At 39.3% G+C, this 18,478-nt stretch carries 13 protein-coding genes; 2 read left to right on the top strand and 11 right to left on the bottom strand.

The window, feature by feature from the left end; translation table 11 throughout:
- Positions 1 to 3: 3 nt before the first annotated feature.
- The 5 genes from IW16_RS18520 to IW16_RS18500 form a co-directional block, all read right to left on the bottom strand.
- The gene (locus tag IW16_RS18520; RefSeq protein ID WP_034747918.1) at positions 4 to 1,089 is read right to left on the bottom strand and encodes an efflux RND transporter periplasmic adaptor subunit; all 1,086 of its coding nucleotides are present in this window, start codon (positions 1,087 to 1,089) and stop codon (positions 4 to 6) included.
- Positions 1,090 to 1,100: 11 nt separating this feature from the next.
- The gene (locus IW16_RS18515; RefSeq protein ID WP_034747915.1) at positions 1,101 to 4,253 is read right to left on the bottom strand and encodes an efflux RND transporter permease subunit; all 3,153 of its coding nucleotides are present in this window, start codon (positions 4,251 to 4,253) and stop codon (positions 1,101 to 1,103) included.
- Positions 4,254 to 4,269: 16 nt separating this feature from the next.
- Complete coding sequence (locus IW16_RS18510; protein WP_034747912.1) at positions 4,270 to 5,655, bottom strand: TolC family protein; 1,386 nt, start codon at positions 5,653 to 5,655, stop codon at positions 4,270 to 4,272.
- A gap of 67 nt (positions 5,656 to 5,722) precedes the next feature.
- The gene (locus tag IW16_RS18505) at positions 5,723 to 6,127 is read right to left on the bottom strand and encodes an HYC_CC_PP family protein (RefSeq protein WP_034747907.1); all 405 of its coding nucleotides are present in this window, start codon (positions 6,125 to 6,127) and stop codon (positions 5,723 to 5,725) included.
- 236 nt (positions 6,128 to 6,363) lie between these two features.
- Entirely contained in the window at positions 6,364 to 7,749 is a 1,386-nt protein-coding gene (locus tag IW16_RS18500) for a T9SS type A sorting domain-containing protein (RefSeq protein WP_034747902.1), read from the bottom strand.
- 175 nt (positions 7,750 to 7,924) lie between these two features.
- On the opposite strand from IW16_RS18500, the gene IW16_RS18495 reads away from it, so the two are divergent.
- Together IW16_RS18495 and IW16_RS18490 are read left to right on the top strand one after the other, a co-directional pair.
- The gene (locus IW16_RS18495; RefSeq protein WP_034747898.1) at positions 7,925 to 8,491 is read left to right on the top strand and encodes an NfeD family protein; all 567 of its coding nucleotides are present in this window, start codon (positions 7,925 to 7,927) and stop codon (positions 8,489 to 8,491) included.
- Positions 8,492 to 8,521: 30 nt separating this feature from the next.
- The gene (locus tag IW16_RS18490) at positions 8,522 to 10,090 is read left to right on the top strand and encodes a flotillin family protein (RefSeq protein ID WP_034747895.1); all 1,569 of its coding nucleotides are present in this window, start codon (positions 8,522 to 8,524) and stop codon (positions 10,088 to 10,090) included.
- A 57-nt stretch (positions 10,091 to 10,147) separates the two neighbouring features.
- On the opposite strand, the gene IW16_RS18485 is transcribed toward IW16_RS18490, so the two are convergent.
- From IW16_RS18485 to ppk1, 6 genes are all read right to left on the bottom strand, one after another.
- Positions 10,148 to 10,855, bottom strand: a complete 708-nt coding sequence (locus IW16_RS18485) for a barstar family protein (protein ID WP_165572003.1) — start codon at positions 10,853 to 10,855, stop codon at positions 10,148 to 10,150.
- Between the two features lie 109 nt (positions 10,856 to 10,964).
- Complete coding sequence (locus IW16_RS18480) at positions 10,965 to 14,003, bottom strand: choice-of-anchor I family protein (protein ID WP_034747889.1); 3,039 nt, start codon at positions 14,001 to 14,003, stop codon at positions 10,965 to 10,967.
- A 207-nt stretch (positions 14,004 to 14,210) separates the two neighbouring features.
- Positions 14,211 to 14,363: a hypothetical protein gene (locus IW16_RS26710; protein ID WP_165572002.1), complete on the bottom strand. Its 153-nt coding sequence runs from the start codon at positions 14,361 to 14,363 to the stop codon at positions 14,211 to 14,213.
- A complete protein-coding gene (locus IW16_RS18475) occupies positions 14,360 to 15,013 on the bottom strand; it encodes an NAD-dependent epimerase/dehydratase family protein (protein ID WP_034747886.1) in 654 nt (217 codons plus the stop codon). Before IW16_RS18475 ends, IW16_RS26710 begins: the two co-directional genes overlap by 4 nt.
- A 434-nt stretch (positions 15,014 to 15,447) precedes the next feature.
- Positions 15,448 to 16,332, bottom strand: coding sequence for a Ppx/GppA phosphatase family protein (locus IW16_RS18470; protein ID WP_034747883.1), 885 nt, complete (start codon positions 16,330 to 16,332; stop codon positions 15,448 to 15,450).
- Entirely contained in the window at positions 16,329 to 18,401 is a 2,073-nt protein-coding gene (gene ppk1, locus IW16_RS18465) for a polyphosphate kinase 1 (RefSeq protein ID WP_034747880.1), read from the bottom strand. Before ppk1 ends, IW16_RS18470 begins: the two co-directional genes overlap by 4 nt.
- Positions 18,402 to 18,478 lie beyond the last annotated feature (77 nt).

The following is an 18,478-nucleotide window of genomic DNA, read 5'->3' as shown; positions in this document are numbered from 1 at the left end:
ATGTTATTTAATTAAACTTCCTTCTAAAATTTCTTCACTTCCTTTTTTGATGATCCTGTCGCCTTCGGTTAGTTCTCCAAAAACTTCGATCATATCATTGAGTATTCTTCCTTTTTTCACAGGCACAAATTGCGTTTTTCCTCCCTCATTCCTGATTATATAAATTCCCATATTACTTTCTACCAATGCTGATCTTGGAATAAAAAAAGTAGGTTCCTGATTTTGGAGAGAGATCACAGATTCTGCGATCATAAACGGTTTTAGTTCCCTTGAATGATTAATAAAGTCAGCTTCAATTTTTTCCGAACGCAGCTTCACATCCAGCGAACCTGATTTCCTTGAAATTTTTGCTTTAAAACTTTTCTCCGGAATTGCATTGATACGGAATGAAATGGTATCTCCCGTTTTAAGATATTGAACACTCGCCTCAGGAACAGACAGACTCAGGCGAAGTTTGGACGTATTTTGGATGACCATCAGCGGAGCTCCGCCGTTAGGACCTACGTAAGCACCCAAATCGACATTTCTTTCCGTAATAATTCCGCTGAATGGCGCGCGAACAATCAGATACTGATTAATATCCTGCAGCTCACGGTATGCTGATTTTGCTGCGTTTACCTGCGCCTGGTCAGACAGTTTTCTTGCGGTGATCTGATCCAGTGCATCTTTTGCAATAGCACCTTTTGTTTCATTTGCTCTGTACACTCTGTCATAATTTGATCTTGTTGCAGCATAGATCGCTTCCTGTGCCTGCCATTTTGCTTTAGCATTGGCTGCCTGTGACTGGATCTCCGGGGCTTCCAGAATCATTAAAACCTGTCCCGCACTCACATAGGAGCCGATATCTGCATTGATCTTTTTTACGTAACCCGGTATTTTTGCAAATAAAGCAGTTTCCTGATCCGGAATCAGTTCACCCGCAAGCTTCAGTTCCACTTTAGGATTGCTTTTTTTGATCTCCACAGTTTCCATGCTGTGCATCATCATCGGTTTCGCTTCTTTGGAAATGTCCGTTGTTTTTTCTTCTTTACAGGAAGCAGGAATACTTAGAAGACCTATTGTAATAGCTGTGTATATAATGTTTTTCATTGATGTAAAAATTATGCGTTGGGATTTAAATAATGGATACTTTCTTCGTCCTCAGGATCGAGAGATGGGGAAATAATACCTACATTTTTCTGCATCCACCCAAAAACCAACGGAAGGATGACAAGTACAGAGAATGTGGAGAAAATCAGTCCGCCGATAACGGCTCTTGCCAAAGGCGAAACCTGATCACTTCCTTCTCCGAAACCTATCGCCATAGGAAACATACCGGCAGCCATAGCCAGAGTGGTCATAATGATAGGGCGGATACGCAGTTTTGCAGCTTCAATTCCCGCTTCCAGGGCATTGTTTGTAGATTTCCGGATCGTTTCAGCATTACTGATCAGTAAAACAGCGTTGGCAATAGAAACTCCGATTGACATGATCAGTCCCATATACGATTGCAGATTTAGCGTTGAACCTGTCAGTTTCAGCAGCGTTAATGATCCTACCATCACAAAAGGAACGGTAGTTAAAATAACCAGTGATACCCTGAAAGACTGAAAAGTGGCAGACAGCATCAGAAAGATGACTACAATAGCAATGAGAAGTCCCGAAGCCAGACTGTCTAGAGTATCATCAAGGACAGGTGCCATTCCGGCTACTTCAATATTGACCCCTTTAGGAAGTTCACCCAGTGACTCAATTGCTTTTTTTACATCTTTTGAAGCCTGTTCCAGATCTTTTTTGTGGGTATTTGCCGTTACGGTGGTATAACCCATCGTTCCAAGATTGTAGCTTTCGCCCAATTCTTTTGTTGAGGTGATAGAGGCGACATCCCCTAATACAGGCCTTTCAGCATTTTTAGAAAGGGGAAGATTGGCAAGTTCCTCTTTACTGTTGAGGATATTTTGCGGCATCTGAACCTGTACATCATAGGCAATTCCCATCATACCTCCAACCCAGAAATTTTTATTCGTATATCTTGTGGAAGACGTGGCCGCTACCAGTGATTTCGAAATATCCTGAGCATCCAGACCTAATTGTGCAGCGCGAACCCTGTCTATATTGATCTGCAGGGCAGGATAATTCATCGATTGAGGAATTTGCTGGTCACGCAGATATTCAATTTCTTTTAACTTGACTAAAAGTTTTTCAGCATACATACGGTTCATCTTTTTCATCATTCCTGAAACCCTTACTTCAATCGGATTATTGGCTCCCTGACTAAGAATTTTTTCCGTCAGTTCTATAGGTTCAAAAGAAATCTGCAGATCCGGCATTTTTTCTCTATAATATGATCTGAGTTCATCCTTCAGCTCATCTGAATTTCCGTTAAATTCTTTTAAAGCAACCTGCATTAATGCTTCATGAGGCCCGGCATTGTATAAATAGATAGGGCTTACCGCAAATGTAGAAGGATGCTGTCCAATGAAGACGGAAGAAATGGCAATATTATCTTTCCCGACTTTACTTTTAAGATGCTCCAGAAACTTTTTCACTTTTACTTCAGTGACTTCGATCCTAGTTCCTTCTGCAGCTTTTATCCGGACCTGGAATTGTCGTGAATTGACTGATGGAAGAACATCTTTCCCTGTGATCTGATAAAGCCCAAATCCAATACCTAAAGCAGCAGCAAGACTTATGCTGACAATGATTTTTCTTTGTTTCATTAATGAAGACAGAAAACCTGCAAAACGGTCACGAAAACTGCTGAACCAATCTGATTTATGGTTTTCACAGGTTTTTGGATCGTGCTTCATCATCCAGTTGGCCATCACAGGAACAAATGTCTGTGAAAGTACAAAAGATGCAATCATAGAAAAGCCAATGGCCAGCGCTAAAGGCATAAACAGAGATCCGGGAATTCCGCTCATCATCAGTGCGGGAGCGAAAACTGCCAGAATACACAGCATGATCAGCAATTTTGGAAAAGCAATCTCTTTACAGGCATCCCAAATGGCCCTTGCTTTGGTTTTGCCCATTGCAAAATGCTGGTGAATATTTTCGATCGTTACCGTACTTTCATCCACTAAAATTCCAATAGCCAGTGCCAGACCCGATAAAGACATAATATTGATCGACTGTCCGAATAGTTTTAAAAATAATACCCCGGAAATAATGGATATTGGAATGGTAAGAATTACAATCAGTGCAGCACGACGGTCATTAAGGAAAAGCATTACCATCAATCCTGTCAGTAAAGCTCCGAGAATCCCTTCTACGATCAGACTTTTTAAAGCATTGGAAATATAAACCGACTGGTCGAATTCGTAAGAGATTTGTACTCCTTCAGGCATATTCCGCTGAATTTTCGGTAAAGCTTCCTTAAGTTTATTCACCACTTCCAGCGTGGAAGCATTGCTGGCTTTTGCAATATTGATATAAACAGAACGTTTTCCGTCAATCAGAGCATAACCGGTTGCAATATCAGCTCCGTCTTTCACCGTTGCAACATCCCTGATATAGACATTATCTGCCGTGCCTTTAAAAAGTGGAATATCTCCAAGTTCTTCCACTTTTTTCACGGTATTATTGGTTGGAGTTAAATAATTCGTATCACCGATATAAACATTTCCCGAAGGAGAAGTAATATTGTTACGGCTGATGGCTTCCACTACCTGTTCAGGAGATAAGCTGTGTGCACGAAGTTTGTAGGGATCTACATTGATCTCTATGGTTCGCGGACTCCCTCCAAACGGCGGAGCAGTTGTCAGTCCGGGAATAGCAATTAAGAACGGTCTTGCATTGAAATTCGCAATATCCTGCAGCTGATTATTGGTCTGCGTACTGCTTCGGAAAACCAGTTGTCCCACTGGCTGTGAAGAAGAGTCAAACCGGATGATAAATGGAGGCGGTGCTCCCGGAGGTAAAAATACCTGTGAACGGGTAGAAAGGGCATTGATCTGGGCAATCGCTTCTCCCATATTGGTTCCTTCATAAAAATTAACCTTCATAAGGGTCAGTCCCTGCGTATTTTTAGATTCTATACTTCTGATCCCGTTCGTAAACAAAAGCATATTAACATACATTTTCGTAAAATATCCCTCCATTTGCTGCGGAGTGTATCCATTAAAAGAATGGGCTACGTAAACGACCGGAAGATCCATCTCCGGAAGAATATCTACTTTTACATCTTTGGCTGCCTTGATTCCGAAGAACAGCAGGCCCAGAACCAATACCATTACAGATATCGGTCTGCGTAATGCAAACTTTATAAGATTCATTTTTCAGTTTTTTTAGTTAGTGAATAATAGCTTTGGTAATGATTGAAATATCTCCCTTGGAAGCGGCAATAAGTACGGTGGCCTGCCAAGAATTGTTTTTCGCAATTTCATAATTAATCTCAGCCCGGTTCAGCAGATATAAAGCCTGCGTAAAATCCACAATAGTGGTTAATCCGTTTTCATATAAGGCTTTCTGCTGATGATAAGCATCTGTGGCAGCTTCCATCTGTACTTTGGCTTCTGTGACCTTGGCCAGAGCATTTTTGAATTTTGATTCTGCGAGACGCTGCTGATTGGTCAATTCCTGTTGCAGCAATTGATGATCAAAATTCAGAGCTTCAGTCATTAACTTCTGTTCATTGACTTTTGAGCTGTTCCTGTAAAAATCGGTGAGATTCCAGCTTATATTAAATCCAAAGATGTAATTCATACGGTCTACACCGGCTCCTTTTAAATAAGAAGGAGAATAAGCGGAATTATCCTGAACATAATTCCATCCAAAGCCTGATCCACGCCCCTGAAAAACTCCGAAAAGAGAAAGAGAAGGCAGTCCTTTAGTAACGAGATGGGCCTCCTGAAACTTACTCTTATTGATTTTTTTAGAAATAAACATCATATTAGGATGAGCTTCCAATGAAGAAACCTCCGATGTGGTTATAGGAATATTTTCACTGAAATAATGATCCAATTGATAGCCGGTGAAGTCTTCAGCTAAAAGATCAGCGAGTTGTTTGTTATACTCAAGAACATGATCATTGGCATTGATAATGGCGGTTTGTGCATTGGACATTTCTGCTTTTGCGAGTGAGGCATCCACTTCAGGAATTAATCCGCTTTCAGCTCTTGCTTTGGCAATGGTATAGATCACCTCAGAACGTTTATGGTTTTCCAGCTGCACATGTTCCAGCCTTTGGCTTACAAGCAGGTTGAAATAGGCTCCGGCCGCTTTGATCTGATGCTGAAAAATTTCCTGATTGAGATCAGATTTCTGAACTTCCACGTCAGCAGTTTCCAGCTGTTCTTTAGTTTTCAGCCGTCCAAATGTATAGACATTCCAGTTGATATTGGCCAGATATAAACTTCCAAATGCAGCATTCCAGTTCTGATCCGGCAATGGCATTGAAGTAGAAGCTACTCCGAGTCCTCCCTGGCTGTACATCGGTCCATTCTGCGCATTGATGGTTCCGAAGTTCTGTTGTGCCATCAGAGTGACTTCCGGCAGATAATACGTTTTTTGAAGAGTAAGGCGTTCATGGGAAGCTTTGATATTCACTTCCTTTTTTTTGATGGACTGGTAATTTTTCCCGGCTTTCATCAATACATCTTCCAGGCCGGTTTGCTGCCCAAGGAAAATGGCGGGGCAGCCCAGCAGTATAATGAGGGCATTAAATTTTGAATTCATAAGATTGATTTAGAATGAATATTGAAAATAGGATCCCGGATTTGGGATGATACAATTCAATACGATTCTAAATTCTATAAACGCAATGGAGAATGAATAGGGAGGGGTAATTGAGATGATCGTTGGCGAAATCGAAATGAGAGGAAGTTTTTTCTGAATAAACAGGTGAAACTTCGAAGACCGTCCCTAAATTATGATAAGGAATGGAAGCTGAGAGAAACTTAACGGGTAAGTTTGTGCGAGAGGAGGTAAGATTGTCTGCCCGGTATACCCTTTTTACTTCCAGCTTGCAGCATTTTACATGGTTTTTTTCTTTATTGGTACTGCATTTTGGGCAGTCCATATCAGAAAGGTTTTTCAGCCCCACATGGATTTCACCTGAATTTTCTTTGCAGATGTGTTTGCTTGTCGTAAATCCAGAAGAAATTATGACATAAAGAAGAAGGAAAAATAAATGGAATACTCTTTTCATTTCGCGGGATAAAATTAGATCTAATCCCGGGCATGTTGTTATAGAATTCTGGCGGAAGTTTATAGTTTTAAGGATTTTTACCAGAATAGTATGGAATGCTTACTGCCCATTCTTCATTAAAACATTATAAAATATTTTAATGAAATCCTTAGGACCTATTAAAAAAGGCTCAGATTATAATCCAAGCCTTACATTTTTAAACTGGCATCGTTTGGTAAACGAGTTTCTTTACCATATTAGTTTTTGATCAGCTTCTTTGTTATTATTGTTCCGTGATCCAATTCAGTTTTTAGAAAATAAACGCCTTTTGTAAGGTCTGAAATATTGGAATTGTTTTCAGTTATCGTTTTCAACAATTTTCCGTCGGCAGAATAGAACTCGATTTTTCTTATTTTCTCTTTTGTAGTATACACCAAATTTGATCCGGCAGGATTTTCAAACGAAATGGAATTTTCAGAATGAACTTCATTAACCGATAGGCTGGATGCTGATACATTATACTTTGCAACTACATAGTACCATGTATTGGTTGACAGATCCTTTTTGTCTCCTCCCACATAAATCACATTGTCTTTTGCTAAAACTGACGTGTAATTTCCCTGTGCAAGAGCTGTTTCTTTATAAGAGTTTTGAGCATTCAAAGGGATCAGACTGCCTGAAGTATCATAGCTTACGATAAAGGGTTTGTCCGTTGATGCTGTCCCTACGAAATAAAGTTTATTTCCCGTTGTGTCAAAATTGCTGTAGAAATCAAGAGTGTTATTGTCATCAGTCAATGACATGAGGCTGGAAGTACTTCCAGCAGAATTGATTTTGTAGAATGAGTTACCATCCAGATCTAAAGTATGGATGCTGTTATCTGAGGCCTGTTTTGAATAATAACTTCCTGAATCCGGGTAGGTGAAAGTTCCATTGGTCCCAAAGGTACTTACCGGTGTTGCAGTGGTACTGATTTTATCAATCTTAGTGTCATAAAAAGCAAGAATGTGAGAATTGGAAAGCTGAATATTCCCACTGTTAGGCTGATTGATACTTCCATTAACTCCATAAGATGTATCGATAATTCCATTTGAAGACAATTTTATAAATTGAGCTCCGGTTGCCAGAAGAATAGAATGATCAGGAAGGACGACCGTATTTTGATATCTAAAACCATTGGTCCCACTGAAAGGAATTTTAAATTCGCCGTTATTGCCAAAACCTGTATCCAAAATACCATTAAGATCATATCTCAAAATACTTATTTCGGAAGAACTGTCATTTGAAGTTTTCTGGAATGTCACAAGAATTTTATCATTTCCCTGAGTTAAGACATTAAAATCACTCACATAATTGGGAAGGGTAAGTATTCCGGCATTTCCGAAACCTGTATTTAAACTTCCGTCAAGATTTAATTTATATATCCTGTTTGGATTGGTAGTACCGGATGCAGCAATATCTTTTCCGTAAGCAAGAATTTTATGATCAGTACTTAATGAAATCTTAAGATCATCTGCTTCTCCTGTTAATGGAAATGAGGCAATCCCGCCGTTTCCAAAAGATGTATCTAAATTGATAGTTTGAGCATTGATATTCATATAAAAAACGGACATCAATGCTACGCTTGTAAAAATTTTCTTCATAGTTATCGTAAAGCGGCGAAGTTATCGAAAACTGATGCAGTTTGAAACATGATATTTTACCTGATATCCCCGATAATTAATGAAATAGTATTCCTTAAAAAGAGCTGATCTTTTTTTATTATTTTAGGTTTAAAATGTTAGTTTTTTTTAAGTATATTTGTTAAAAACGCAGCATATGTTTGAATTTCTTCAAAATTTAGAGCCTCTTCAACAAGGGTTTTGGTATACGGCTATAGCAGCCAGCCTTATCTTTTTAATTCAAACGGTTCTCACTTTTGTTGGAGGAAGCCACGGAGACGTTATGCATTCTGATTTTAGTGGAGACAGCCATGCTGACAGTCCTTTTCAGTTATTTTCTTTCAGAAACCTCATCAACTTTCTTTTAGGATTCGGATGGAGTGGCGTAGCATTCTACAACTCAATAGGAAGCAAATCATTACTGATTTTTGTTGCAGTGCTCGTCGGAGCGGGGTTTATATTTTTATTCTTCATTCTTATTCTTCAGATTCTAAAACTTACCGAAGACAATACATTTAAGATGGAGAATCTCATCGGAAGGGCAGGAGAGGTATACCTTACCATTCCAGCAGATATGAGTGGTAAAGGAAAAATCACCATTTCTGTGAATGGTACCAGTCATGAACTTCCCGCGATGACGGAAGAAAAAGAAAAAATCCAGTCCGGTGATTCGGTGAGGGTAACTTACATCTACGACAAGATCCTTGTCGTTTCAAAAATTTAATTCATTATCAACCATTTTATAAAATAATTTATGGCAATACCAGGAAGTCTTATTCTTACATTAGTTATTGTACTTGTACTGTTCGTCACATTTTTGGCCCTTATTTCGAGGTACAAAAGATGTCCGTCGGATAAAATTTTAGTTATCTACGGTAAAACAGGTGGCAGCTCTGCCAAATGTATTCACGGAGGAGGTGCATTTGTATGGCCTGTGATTCAGGATTTTGCATACCTTGATTTGAAACCGATCTCTATCGAGGCCAATCTTACCAATGCGTTATCCAGACAAAATATCCGTGTGGATGTTCCGTGTAGATTTACGATCGCTATTTCTACAGAACCGGATTCTATGGGAAATGCAGCAGAAAGGTTATTGGGACTCGCTCAGGAACAGATCCAGGAGCTTTCTAAAGATATCCTGTTTGGTCAGCTTCGTTTGGTGATTGCCACCATGACGATTGAAGAGATCAATTCAGACAGAGATAAATTCTTAGATAATATTTCCAAAAACGTAGATACGGAATTAAAGAAAATTGGTTTAAAGCTGATCAACGTCAACGTTACGGATATCAGAGATGAATCAGGATATATTGAAGCTTTAGGTAAAGAAGCAGCGGCTAAAGCTATTAACGAAGCGATCATCAGTGTGGCAGAACAGACTAAGATCGGGGAAACCGGGAAAGCGATTGCCGACAGGGAAAAAGATACTCAGATCGCCGAAACACAAAGAGACCGCGATGTAAAAATTGCGATCACCCAAAAAGATAAGGAAATCAGTATTGCATCTGCCATAAAGGATGAATCCATTGGTAAGGCGGAAGCTGCAAAAGAATCAAGAATTGCCACTTCATTGGCGAACTCTATCGCCGTAAAAGGGGAAAATGAAGCTAAGATCACCATTGCCAATTCTGATGCGGAAAGAAGAGAGAAAGAAGCAGAAGCATTAAGAATTGCAACAGCCGCAGAAAAAGTACAGGCTGCACGTTCTTTGGAAGAATCTTACCTTGCGGAACAGAAAGCGGAAGTAGCGAGAGGGGAAAGAGAGCGTTCTACACAACAGGCCAATATTGTTGTACACGCAGAAATTGCCAAACAGAAAGCAATTATTGATGCTGAAGCAGAAGCCGAAAAAATCAGATTACAGGCAAAAGGGGAGGCTGATGCTATTTTTGCGAAAATGGAGGCAGAAGCAAAAGGTCTTTATGAAATCCTGACCAAGCAGGCTCAGGGGTATGACAAGATCGTGCAGGCTGCAGGAGGTGATACCAACAGTGCCTTCCAGTTACTCTTAATTGAGAAGCTTCCTGAATTGGTTAAAACTCAGGTTGAGGCAGTTAAAAACATCAAAATTGATAAAATTACAGTGTGGGACAGCGGAAACGGACATGATGGAAATGGCTCTACCGCTAATTTCGTTTCAGGAATGATGAAATCGGTGCCACCACTTAACGACCTGTTTAATATGGCTGGTCTTAATTTACCGGAGTATTTAAAAGGAAGACCGGATGAGGTTAAAACAGAAATTATAACGGTTCCTGAGAAGAAGGAAAAAAAGAATTTTGATGATATGAACCCGGAAATTGAAGTTCCGAAAGCATAATGTCAATGTATTAAAAATAGATATCGGGCGGAAAGCGAAGCTTTCCGCCCGAATTATTTAGTTTAAAATAATTTTTATATTATACTCTTCAAAAATCTGAATTATTTCATCAAATTTAGTCTTAAATAGTTTCTTACTTTTCTGATGATTATGCCAGGTTAACTCTGAAATAGATTCTACTCCAAAATCACCCCGAAGACAGTCGTACATTGCATAAATACTTCTTCCAAAATATCCTGCAGGCCCATGGATTTCTTCTCCTAACATGCAAAAGAAACTATCCAAATTATGGAATTCGTTTCCGTCAATCTGAAGACTGATGTCTTTTTTGATTTCATTTATTCTTGATATGCTAAGGGCATATACAAGCCAGCCTTGCAACTCACTTTTTTCAAATGTTTTCCAGGTATTCTTCTTTGCAATTTCATTATTGAGTTTCATTTTCCAAGCTTTGTGAAAACCTTTGGGATGACACCATACCTGTCCTGTTAACGTAACTGTATTTTTTTTCACCTTTATTATTTTAATCTTTCCTATGAAGGTTCTGGTTACAATAGATTTTTCATCATCAAGAAAGCAAATAAAACCATTGTTCTCACTGGTTTTGGCAGAGTTTTCAATAGCCCATATAAGATTGGAAACACGGTCAATATTGATTAGCCTTATAGAACGGCACATGATTCCTCCTGACCCCTCAATATTTTTAACCTCATCAATATATGCTATAATCTCTTCCGTTTTGTTATCAAGGGTAAATCCAAACATTTTTTCGTTATTTTCATGTATTAGTACAGGATCAAAACTATTGAATTTAACGGAAACAAAAAAGCCCCGGAAAAGCCGGGACCCCATCAACTCAATTATATATTATATCTTATTTTACAATAACCCTTTTTATATGTCCTTCAGACGTTTTTACAAGATAGACTCCTGATGAAAGTTTAGAAGTGTCTATGGTCAAAGCATTTTTCTCTCTTCCGAGCATTTTTCCTGACATATCATACAGTTCATAGTCCTGTGCTCTGTTGAAATACAATGTGTTTCCTTTATTTATAGGATTCGGGAATACATTGAAGGTTACTTTCTCAGTTTTTACCTCACCTGTTCCTAACGTAGGAGGAGAAGCAACTTCATACATAGATAATGTTCCGCTGATCTCATTAGCAATGATGACATAGCCTTTTCCGGTTGTGGTATTTCCCGGAGCAATATAAGTGATGCCTTCAGGCCCGTTGTCACCTCCATAAGCTGATGTAGAACGGGAATGCTTGTAATCCGTAAACGTAGGATTGTTGGGATCAGTAATATTATAAACCATTACCCCTCCTGTTCTTTCCAAAGTAATGAAAGCATACGTCTGTCCGTTGATAGCTGCCAAAGCAACTCCTTCCGGTTCAGGACCTTTAGCACGGCTTCTGTTTTTAGCACCGTTAGCTTCATTATCTGCATTAAACAGCAATGGATGATTCGCTGCAATGTATCGTTCAAACTTATCTCCGCTGTCATACACCAACTGCTTTGTATCTGCATTAAAAATAGAGAACGAACGGGCTCCCAAAGCTGCAATTTCTTCGAAATCTGAGTCGGCATCAAAGTTTCCGGTAGCACTGGAAACCCTGAATCTCCCCAGATTATAGGATGCTTTTAAAACAGATGACTGTGGAAACAATACCGGATCCAGTGTATAAGTATTTGCTCCTACCGTTGTTCTTTCGCTGTACCCCGACAGATCTTTTTCATCGCCTTCGTTGGCTGTTACGATATATTGGGTATTACCTACTTTATAATTCTGAACCGCATCAGGAATGTAATAGGCTTTCACAGGCCAGTTTGCAATCAATACTTCACCGTTGTTGTCTGAAGCATCGAAACCGTTACCGGGAAGGCTCATGTCTTTTTTACCCAATCCCCAGATTCCGGAAACTGTTTTGGTTGCCAGATTAATTTCAGCAACTGCATTGTTTTCCTGAAGCGTTACCCAGGCTTTCTGACTGTCTGAGCTTACGGTAATATACTCAGGTTCCAGATCCTGGGAAAGGGTATTATTGGTTCTTACCTTTCTCAGCCCTGTTGCTGTTAAAGCAGCTGTCTGAGAATCGAAACTGTTAAAATTCAGTGTATTGACGTTGGTTTGGGTGAGATTTCCGATACCACCTGTAATATCAATAATGCTGATCGTTCCTTCAGGGTCTATGGTGTAGGCATCATTAGGTTCTCCTTCATTGGCTGTGATCACTTTTGTTCCGTCAGGAGTGAAAGCGACCATGTCTGGAAGGGCACCTACGGTTACCTGTTTCAGGAAGTTTCCGTTAATATCAAAGAAAACGACAGAGCCATTCTGCTGTGGATTGGCATTAGGAGAAGCGGCAGCAATGATACCATTTTTAACCGCAATGCTTGTGATTCCTCCGTATGGAGCCATATTCACAGTTTTAACTACAGATAAAGCTGTTGGATTAGTGAAATCGATAATGTCAAAAACATCGGTGATGGAACTGATCGTAAATAACCTTTGTGTAGAAGGATCATGTATGACAATTTCTGTGGAACTGTTATTATTCCCTGAAGGGTCAAAACTTCCAACGTAATTCAGCTGGATCTGTCCCGAAGGAACCGGTGCAGGTTTGTCATTGTCCACAATATACACTGTTGCTGTCTGATCTCCGGATATGGTGGCTCCTGTTGGATTTTCAAGGCTTACTACAAAGTATTCTGCCTGCTGTTCTTCCAGTGTATCATCAATGATCGGAATATTTACGGTATAGCTTGTTGTAGATGGTGTAATATTAATAGTCTGATCAGCCAATGTAAAGTCGCTGCTGTTTGCCGTACTGAACGGTGCCGGCTTTACCACAAGATTAACGCTGGCTGCAGAAGGATTTGTTACATTGATCTTAAATGCAAGTGTTCCTGCATTTTCATTCACTTTAATGAAATTCTTATCCAAAGAAATCGTTGTTCCGGCGGTTGTAAAGGTGCTGGATGTTACCGCTGTTACTCCATTATCACTCAGATCTTCTACTGTATTGGGCTTTAGAGCAAGGTAATAGGTCTGTCCGGGAGTAAGGGGTACAGTTGGAATGACTGTAATTGTATTACTGATAAAAGTTGTTGTAAAGGGAACGGGAATCCCTGAAGCATTTCCGATACGGAAATCTACAAGGTTTTGTGCATTAGAATCGTTGATCGCGGAATTGTCTGTAAGTCTTACATTTTCATTAAAGGAAACAGAAGGATTTACAGCAATGGAGGCATTATTTGTGTTGTGAGCGGGAAGGTAGGTAACAGAAGGAGGTGTAGTATCTGCTCCTCCGGATGCAGTGGCGTCCATCGTAAAATTATCGAAACGGTTATTACCTCCTGTTCCGCCTCCTGTTGCAGAAAATTCTACTTTTAATTTAAAATTGGGATTATTGGAAACTCCTGCAACTGCAGAAAAATCAAAGGTAACCAGCTGAGGGTTGGCATCCTGTGGACTGACTGTTTGATAAGGAATAAACGTGGTACCATCCGTAGAATAGAACCAGGACTGAGTTCCTGCACCCTGACCAGACCTTCTTGTTGTAAATTTTACCACAGCATTTTGATAGCCTGTGGTTGGAAGATTAAACTGCAATGATCCCCCAATAGGATTATTAAATCTCAAATGGGTTCCGGCGGCATCTCCGTTTCTGGTGTTTAAATTATCAACACTGAAGTTCTGTCCGGTACCCCCTGCAAAATCTATTTGGCTGGTTCCTCCGGCTAAGGCAGCAAGAGATCCGCTGACTAAAGTGGAAGATGGAGTTGTAACAGAGGCTGCAGACGTATTATTGTTGAAATTCCAGTAATGGATAAGTGTCTGTCCGAAAAGTCCGCCCTGAAGGAAGAATGCGGCAATGACAGATCCTTTTAATAGGTAATTGTTGATCATTTTTTACTTGCATTAGATGTATGCAAAAATGAACTATAAAAGCTGTAAGTATTTTAATGTAATTTTAAGAAATGTTTAACAAAAAGGTAACAATGACTGTGAAAAGACTAAAGGGTAACAATGATAATATGATAAAACGGCAGAAATTTGAAGAAAACAAGATCTCCAATTTGAAAACCAGCGTATTGACGGTCTCTGCTTATTAACTTATTTTGAATGGTTTCCCGAGATATTTAATGTTTTATTGACGGATGTTTTACCGTCGAGAGGATTTTTCTGCATGTAGAAAAATCCTGAAATTGCAGTCAGAACCAGTAGTACAAAAATGACCAGAACAATTCTTTTTAACGTTTCTCTCATATAGTTAAGTTTTTAATGTCCCTAATTTCCAAAGCAGACGTTGGATAGCCTTTATGTACGGCATTGATCATTGCTCTGCCCACTTCGTGTAAAGTTAATGATTTTGAAGGTAAAAAAACAGGGAAAATCCAAATAAAAGGTTTGAAGAACCATTTTACATGGACTTGACCTTCAACGGGTTTCATGAATCCGGGGCGGAAATTGAAAGCATTCCTGAAGCCCAGTTTTTTTAGGGCATTTTCTGTTCTGCCTTTTACTCTCGCCCACATGAGTTTTCCGCTTTCTGTGCTGTCTGTCTGAGCTCCTGACACATAATTGAATACCATATCCGGATTCTGATTCAGAACGGCCTGAGCAAAATGAAGGGTCGTATCATAAGTAATCTTTGTATAGTCTGTTTCATTCATGCCTACGCTGCTGATCCCTGCACAGAAGAAACAGGCATCATATCCTTTCAGATGTTCATCATGAAGATCTATAGCCATGAAATCCGGGATTAAATATTCTTTAAGTTTAGCATGTTTTTTTCCGGAAGGTTTTCTGCTTACACTCAGGATTTCTGAAACATCAGGATTTTCAAGGCATTCCATTAAAACACCTTCACCTACCATACCGGTTGCTCCCGTAAGAATTATTTTGATCGGATTCATTTTTTTCTGTTGATATTATGCATGACGTATTACCATTTCGCATTACTTTAAATTTACAGAAAAAAAACGATATTTTGTAAGATAATATTGATAATCATCTTCTTAAAATGTAGATGATAGAAATTTTTTCAATATTTTTTGAGAGGAATCTGAGTTTTTGGCTTATGAATATATGGGTGAGCGGTATAAAGGTGCTGGAAATAACAGGGAAGGGGAGTGCCGTTGTATATTTGACCTTATAGCCCCGATTGCAGCGGCATCCTTTTTCTGTTTGGCATATGAAATAGGTAAGGTCTAGGAGTGGGTGGCGAAAAAGATAGAGCGGAAAGCGGAAAATAGCTCCTGAAAATGATATAATAGACAGTATGCTATATTTTTAAAAAGAAAAACCAGCTGCTTAATCAACTGGTTTTTAGTTATACTGTTTCAGAAACTTATTTTTTTTCGTGAAGCTGGCTGTAAATATTATGAATAAGTCCATCTGCTACAGAGATCTTAGGAACAAAGATTCTGCTGATATCGGACCATGACATGACATTGTTGAATATTCTCAAAGCATGAACCAGAACATCAGCCCTGTCTTCTCTAAGCGTATGCTTTGTCATTCTTTCTTCTACGGAAAGTTCGTTAAATTCCTTGTACACCTTTTTAAGATGGGCGAGGGTCATTGGTTTTCCGTCTTTGGTCTTGCTCATTGAGAAAACCTTATTGATATTTCCTCCCGAACCGATAGCAACCAAAGGTCTTTTGCTGACAATATTTTCTTTAATCTCTTCCTTCATCTCCTGCCAGTTTTCCGGCGTTACCAGATTGTTCAGAAGTCTGATGGTTCCGATGTTGAAGGATTTTTCATAAACCATTTTTCCATTTTCGTAAAAGGTAAGTTCTGTAGAACCTCCTCCCACATCAATATAAAGATAGGAGAATTCTTTGTCAAGCCCTTCTGCTACATGGTTTTCATAGATAAGTGTGGCTTCCTCGTCACCAGAGATGATCTCTATATTGATACCCGAAGTTTCCTTTACCTGCCTGATGATTTCATTTCCGTTCGAGGCATCGCGCATGGCACTCGTAGCACAGGCTCTGTAATGGTCGACTTTGTAAATCCTCATCAGATCACTGAAAATCTTCATAGAATCGATCACCATTTTTTCTCTTTCCTGCCCGATCATTCCCATGGTGAAAACATCCATACCCAATCTGAGGGGAATTCTTAAAAGGTTCAGTTTTATAAATTCTGGTTTATTGTTGCTGATCTTTACTTCATTGATCAGAAGTCTGGCGGCGTTGCTTCCTATGTCTATCGCTGCGATCTTCATTTTTTGCTTGTTTTAGCTTTTAAATATTTGTAGGTTTCTATTTGAGAACGGCATTCCTTTTTATCATTCCTGACATACTCGTTGCTCAATTTTTTGTCTAAAATACGAGCTTTTACGTTATCTCTCAACTGAATGTCGAGAATATCTTTCAATTCCTTCTTAAGTTCTTTGTCAGTGATCTTTGCAGCTGCCTCAATTCTATAATCCAGATTTCGGGTCATCCAGTCCGCAGATGAGATGTATAGGTCTTCTGCACCCTTATTGTAGAAATACATGACCCTTGCATGTTCGAGGTATTCGTCTACAATGCTTATCGCTTTTATCTTTTCTTTAAATTCTTTCTGATTGACCGGACAGTAGATTCCTCTTACGATCGTTTTTGTAATAACTCCTGCTTTTGCTGCTTCATAAAGTTTTTCAATAAGGGCTCTGTCGCTCATAGAGTTGACTTTGACGATGATTTCTGCTCTTCTTCCTGCTTTGGCTTCTTCAATCTCTTTGTCGATATGATGCACAATTTTTTCACGCATAAACTGCGGGCAGATTATTAAGTTTTTGCAGGTCTTTAAAACCGGTAAAAAATCATCCTTTGGTTTTTTAAGAACATTAAATACTTTATTGATATCTGCCATGATGCCGCGGTCGGAGGTCATTAATAAATGGTCACCGTAAATCTTTGCAGTCTTTTCGTTGAAGTTTCCGGTACTTACAAAACCGTATTGGAGTGTTTTGTTGTGGGACCGTTTTTTGATCACACATAATTTGGCGTGTACTTTTTTGTTGGGAATGCCTACGAGTACCGTGATTCCTTCAGGTTCAAACATTTCTTTCCACTTCAGGTTGGACTCTTCGTCAAACCTCGCCTGAAGCTCCAGCATAACCGTTACTTCTTTACCATTTCTTGCTGCATAAATCAGGGCATTGCTGATCTTGGAGCTGCTGGCAAGACGGTAAGCGGTAATCTGTATCGATTTTACATCAGGATCCATGGCTGCTTCACGCAGAAGATCGATCACCGGATTGTACTTATGATAAGGGAAAGAAAGAAGAACATCATCTTTTAAAATAACATCTGTCACGCGTTCCCCATTTTCAAAAGCCTGATGGGTAAAAGAAGATCGTTCTACAGGTCTTTCATAGGTTTCAAAAACATCAGGAAAATCCATGAAGTGTTTAAAGTTATGGATCTTTCCTCCCGGGATAATGCTGTCTTTCTTAGTCAAATTTAATTTCCTGATAAGAAGTTCCAGCAGGGCTTTGTCCATATCTTTATCAAAAACAAAACGGGTAGGTTTTCCTTTTCTTCTGTTTTTAAGTCCTTTTTCTATTTTTTCTGCGAAGTTGGTACGGATGTCATTATCCAGATCCAGTTCGGCATCTTTGGTCACTTTAAAAGCATTGGCAGCAAATTCATCATAGCCGAAGTACGAGAAAATATGCGGAAGGTTGAATGTAATGACATCTTCGAGAAGCATGACATTTTTTTCTTCCGGATCTTCCGTCGGCAGCAGGACAAATCTTCCTACAAAACGGGACGGAATTTCAATAATCGCATAATTGCTGGAATACTGCCAGTCTTTTTTTCTCATGGCAACACCCAGATAGAGACTTTTATCCCTTAAATAGGGCATGGGAGTATTTTCGTGAAGAAGGATGGGAATCACATTGGATTCTACCACTTCATCAAAATACTGTCTCACAAATTCTTTCTGCCTGGCGGTTAGATTTTTAGCATTTTTTATCGAAACTTTGAGATTCGCCATTTCCACCTGAATATGCTTCCAGGTTTTGTCGAAATTCTGCTGCTGTCTGATCACGATTTCATTAATCCGCTGAAGGATCTTGGATGGCGGCTGATAAAAAGATTCAGCGATCACTTTTTCTTTAAAATCCATGGCACGTTTTAATCCCGCCACACGTACCCTGAAAAACTCATCTAAATTGTTGGAGAAGATTCCGAGGAAGCGTATTCTCAGATGCAAAGGGACATTTTCGTCCATAGCTTCCTGTAAGACTCTTTCATTGAAGGCTAGCCATGTGATATCTCGCGGATTAAAGTGTACTGACATTCTAAAGTGTATATTTTATCAAAAATAGTAATTCGTAAAGTTTCTGTCTCTATTTCATAGATTAAACTTAGATTAAT

Source organism: Chryseobacterium vrystaatense (genome assembly GCF_000737765.1).
Classification (GTDB): domain Bacteria; phylum Bacteroidota; class Bacteroidia; order Flavobacteriales; family Weeksellaceae; genus Chryseobacterium; species Chryseobacterium vrystaatense.
The sequence above is the reverse complement of the archived record's forward strand: the minus strand, read 5'-3'. Positions and strand labels throughout refer to the sequence as shown.